Genomic DNA, 4,129 nt, shown 5'->3' on the forward strand with positions numbered 1-4,129 from the left:
GCGCCGGGCGCGAGCGCCGCCGCGGGGGCGGGCAGGGTGAGTGTGCGGGCCGGTTCGGTGCCGCCGGGGTCGGTGATCCGCACGGTCACCCCGTCGGGGTCGAGCAGGACCAGCCGCCCGCCGGAAGGCTCGCTCAGCAGCGCGGCGACGGGTCCGGCGGCGGTCACCGATCCGGCGGGGGCGGCGGCCGGGACGGGGGCCGCGGCGGCGTGGGCGGGGGCGGCGGCCGGGGCGGGGTCCTTATCGCCGTCCGAGGACGAACATCCCGTGCCGAGCGCCACCGTGGCGGCCGCGGCGAGGGCCAGGGGCCACCCCCGCCGTCCCGCCGCGGTCCGTCGCGCCCTCCGCGTGCGACCGTGCATGCACCGAACTCCTCACTACCGCCGACGACTCATGCGTACCTTTTCATCTGACCATGGTCGCGGACGGGGGCCGTGTGCCGGGGTCGTTCCGGCATCCCGGCCGTGTCGCGTTCGGCCACACCGCGGATCGGCGCTCCCCGTCGTGTCGGTGCCGGGGGTTACCGTTGATGGTGAACCGCCGCCGATTCAGGGAGACCGGGTTGAAAACAGACCATACGTCTGAATTCATCGTCGAAGACATTACCGTCGGTCCGTTCGCTCACGGGTTCGGCGCCACCGGAGACGGACGCTCGTTCGCCTTCCGCACCGTGCGTTCCATGCTCACCCTCGAGATCTACCGCGCCGATATCGACACCACCGGCACCGCCGTGCCCGGCCCGGAGGACGTGGTCGCCGTCGCCGAGGCCCGCGTCACCGATATCGACCTCGACGACGAGCGCAGCGTGACCGCGGCGGTGCGCGATCTGATCGCGGCCGCCACGGCGGCGGACCCCGCCGGGGACCCCGGCCGCGAGACCACCATCGTGCGCGCGCTGCTCGGCAGGCTCGGCTCGGTGATCGAGGGCCGCTAGCTCCGCCGCGGCTCGTGCGCTGGTGAGACCTTGTGCCGCACCGGTTTCCGGCGGCAACGCGCGCATGCGCCGTGCTCGGCGCCACACGTGACAGACTGTAGGAGAATGACCGGTTACTTCCGACGACGGGTGAGGATGCAGATGGCATTGCGAGGATCGGCCCGCATCGCGCTGCCGCTGGCGGCACTGGCCGTGCTGGCGGCGGCGTGCGGCGGCGGGGAGGACGAGGACTCGGTGGCCGCGGCGCGCTCGTCGGCCTATGCCGCGATGTCGTCGTCCTCACAGGCCGCCGCCGTCAGCAGCGCCCACCGTCCGCCGCTGCCGACCGCCGCCGAACTCGACGCGCAGATCAAACGCGCGCTGGACCCGTCGCTGCCCGACAGCGAGCGCACCGCCCTGATCGAGGACGGGGATGCCTTCCGCGACGCCATCCCCGACATGTACCGGGCGATGCAGGACAATCCGCACGCCGTCTACGGCGTCACCGATCCGGTGTTCGACAACCGCGACGGCACCCTGACCGCCACCATGCGCCTGGACAAGGACGGCACCGGCACCAACGTGCGCACCACGATCGTGCACTTCGTCGATATCGGCGGCACCTGGAAGATCTCGCGCGCCGACCTGTGCGGGATCCTGCGCTCGGCCGACTACAAGACCGCGGCCTGCGGCTGAATTCCCGTATGGCGCAGGAATATTCGCTGCGGTGGGGCCGGTTCGTGCACCGCCACCGGTACCTGGTGCTCGCGGTGTTCGTCGGAATCGTCGCGCTGTCGGGGTTCTACGGCCGCGACCTGGGGCCGCGGCTGACCCAGGGCGGCTGGTTCGACGAACGCAGCGAATCGGTGGTGGCGTCCAAGCTCGCGGACGAGACCTTCGGCCGCGACCGCGACGCCGACGTCATCGTGCTCTACACCGCCCCACCGGGCAGCACCGTCGACGATCCGCCGGTGCGCGAGGCGGTGACCGCGGCCCTGACCCGGGTGCGCACCGAATTCCCCGACCGCGTCCAGAAGATCGACAGCTACTTCGACGGCCCGATGATGGGCCAGTTCGCCGACGCCTCGCGCACCCACGCCTTCGCCAGCATCGGCCTGCGCGGCGAGGACACCGAATCGGTGAACAACTATCTCGCCATCAAGGGGGAGCTGGGCGCGGACGCGCCGGGACAGGGCCCGGGCGGCACGACGGTGCAGCTGGCCGGGCTGCAACCGGTGGTCGAGGGCATCAACATCGGCATGCAGCACGACATCCAGCGCGCCGAGCTGATCGCGCTGCCGCTGGTGGCGATCCTGCTGTATTTCGTGTTCGGCGGCGTGGTGGGGGCGCTGCTGCCGGTGCTGATCGGCGGCATGACGATCCTGGGCACCCAGGGCATGATGCGGCTGCTGACCGATTACATCGAGGTCAACGTGTTCGCCAGCGCGGTGGTGACGCTGGTGAGCCTGGGCCTGGCGATCGACTACGGATTGTTCGCGGTGACCCGGTTCCGGGAGGAGCTGGCGGCCGGGCGCAGCGTCGAGGACGCGACCGCGCGCACGGTCGCCACCGCCGGGCGCACGGTGCTGTTCTCGGCGGCGATCATCGCGGTGAGCCTGGGCGCGCTGTTCATCTATCCCAACGGGGTGCTGCGGTCGGTGCCCTACGGCGGGATCAGCGCGGTGCTGCTGGCCGCGGTGCTGTCGGTGACCGCGCTGCCCGCGGCGCTGAGCATCGTGGGGCGGCGCATCGATCTGTGGGGGTGGGGCCGGTTCGCCAGCATCCGCACCGCCGAGCAGATCGATCGCGGATTCTTCTCCCGGCTCGCGCAATTCGCGATGCGCCGCCCGGCGCGGGTGATCGTGCCGGTGGTGCTGGGCCTGCTGGCGCTGCTGATCCCGTTCCGCCACATCGAATTCGGCGGTCTGAGCGAACGATATCTGGCCGAGGACAATCCGGCGCGGGTGGCGCAGGAGCGGTTCGATGCCCTGTTCCCCGAGTTCCGCACCGAACCGCTGAAGCTGGTGGTGGCGGGCGCGACTCCGCAACAGCTGTCCGACATCCGGTTTCAGGCCAACTTCTCGCCCGGGCTGACCGGTCCGTTCGAGGCGTCGGCGCCGACCACGGGCGGGGTGAACGTGCTGTCGACCGGGCTGGTCGACGAGCGCGACGCGGACGCGGCGATCGATGCGCTGCGTGCCATCCCGGAGCCGCCGGGAGTGCGGGTGATGGTGGCGGGGGTGCCCGCGCTCGAACGCGACGCGATCCGCGGGCTCATCGACGGGCTGCCGCTGCTGGCGTCGATCCTGGTGCTGGCCGCGGTGGCGCTGATGTACGCGGCGTTCCGGTCGCTGGTGCTGGCGGTGAAGGCGGTGGTGATGAGCGCGCTGAGCCTCGGCGCCACCCTCGGGATCCTCACCTGGATCTTCGTCGAGGGGCACGGCGCGGGGCTGTTCCGGTTCACGCCCGGACCGCTGATGTTCGCCGTGCTCGTGCTGATCGTGACGGTGCTGTTCGGGCTGTCCACCGACTACGAGGTGTTCCTGCAGTCGCGGATGGCCGAGGCCCGCGCGGGGGGTGCGCCGCCCGAGGAGGCCATCCGCTACGGCATCGCCCACACCGGCGGCGTGATCACCTCGGCGGCCGCGATCCTCATCGTGGTCACCGGCGCGTTCGGGTTCTCGGATCTGGTGCTGATGAAATACATCGCCTACGGCATGATCGCGGCACTGGTGCTCGACGCCACCGTGATCCGCATGCTGCTGACGCCCGCGGTGTTGAAGCTGGTGTGGCGGTGAGCGGCGGCCCATCGCGCGTGGCGCGCGCAACCGGAGCATCGGGCTCCGTTAACATGCGGGGCGTGACCAACGACGGGGATACGCAGCAGTCGACGAGCCAGGGCAAACATGCGGCGCCGGAGGGCGCGGGCGTGCATCCGCTGATCGATCTCACCCGGGATCCCAACCCCGGCGTTCCCGATCATGCGCGTCCCGAGGAGGACGACGACGAGCAGACGGACCGGTAGGCCGCCGAAACCGGCGGGGCGACAACACTTTCCGACAACGATCAGAGCTGCGGGCGGGCACCGGGTGCAGGCGGCCGTCGAGCACGAACAACCGCATCCCGCGCACCGGCAGGCCGATGGGCACGGGCCGACCGGCGGCCATCGGGCCGGTCGCGGTGGCCGCGACCGTGGCCTCCGACGGGCCGTACATG

4 protein-coding genes and 1 pseudogene are annotated in these 4,129 nt (G+C 71.4%); 4 read left to right on the forward strand and 1 reads right to left on the reverse strand.

Going from position 1 to position 4,129, the window contains the following annotated elements; genetic code table 11:
• Positions 1–362 (reverse strand): annotated as a pseudogene (locus QH290_RS09240) (hypothetical protein); the annotation flags it as partial.
• Positions 363–562: 200 nt separating this feature from the next.
• Here QH290_RS09240 and QH290_RS09245 point away from each other — a divergent pair.
• From QH290_RS09245 to QH290_RS09260, 4 genes are all read left to right on the forward strand, one after another.
• Positions 563–934 carry a hypothetical protein gene (locus tag QH290_RS09245; protein WP_280382562.1) on the forward strand — a complete coding sequence of 124 codons (372 nt, stop codon included), beginning with the start codon at positions 563–565 and terminating at the stop codon, positions 932–934.
• Between the two features lie 141 nt (positions 935–1,075).
• Positions 1,076–1,609: a WKL family lipoprotein gene (locus QH290_RS09250; RefSeq protein WP_280382563.1), complete on the forward strand. Its 534-nt coding sequence runs from the start codon at positions 1,076–1,078 to the stop codon at positions 1,607–1,609.
• A gap of 8 nt (positions 1,610–1,617) precedes the next feature.
• Positions 1,618–3,711: an MMPL family transporter gene (locus tag QH290_RS09255; RefSeq protein WP_280263132.1), complete on the forward strand. Its 2,094-nt coding sequence runs from the start codon at positions 1,618–1,620 to the stop codon at positions 3,709–3,711.
• 62 nt (positions 3,712–3,773) lie between these two features.
• Positions 3,774–3,938 carry a hypothetical protein gene (locus QH290_RS09260; protein ID WP_280263134.1) on the forward strand — a complete coding sequence of 55 codons (165 nt, stop codon included), beginning with the start codon at positions 3,774–3,776 and terminating at the stop codon, positions 3,936–3,938.
• The last annotated feature ends 191 nt before the right edge of the window (positions 3,939–4,129 follow it).

The sequence above is a fragment of the Nocardia wallacei genome, from assembly GCF_029869545.1.
GTDB classification, from domain to species: domain Bacteria; phylum Actinomycetota; class Actinomycetes; order Mycobacteriales; family Mycobacteriaceae; genus Nocardia; species Nocardia wallacei_A.

Excerpts from the sequence above, each read along its gene's own strand:
- QH290_RS09250 (WP_280382563.1), top strand. The coding sequence starts at position 1,076 with ATGGCATTGCGAGGATCGGCCCGCATCGCGCTGCCGCTGGCGGCACTG.
- QH290_RS09255 (WP_280263132.1), top strand. The coding sequence starts at position 1,618 with ATGGCGCAGGAATATTCGCTGCGGTGGGGCCGGTTCGTGCACCGCCAC.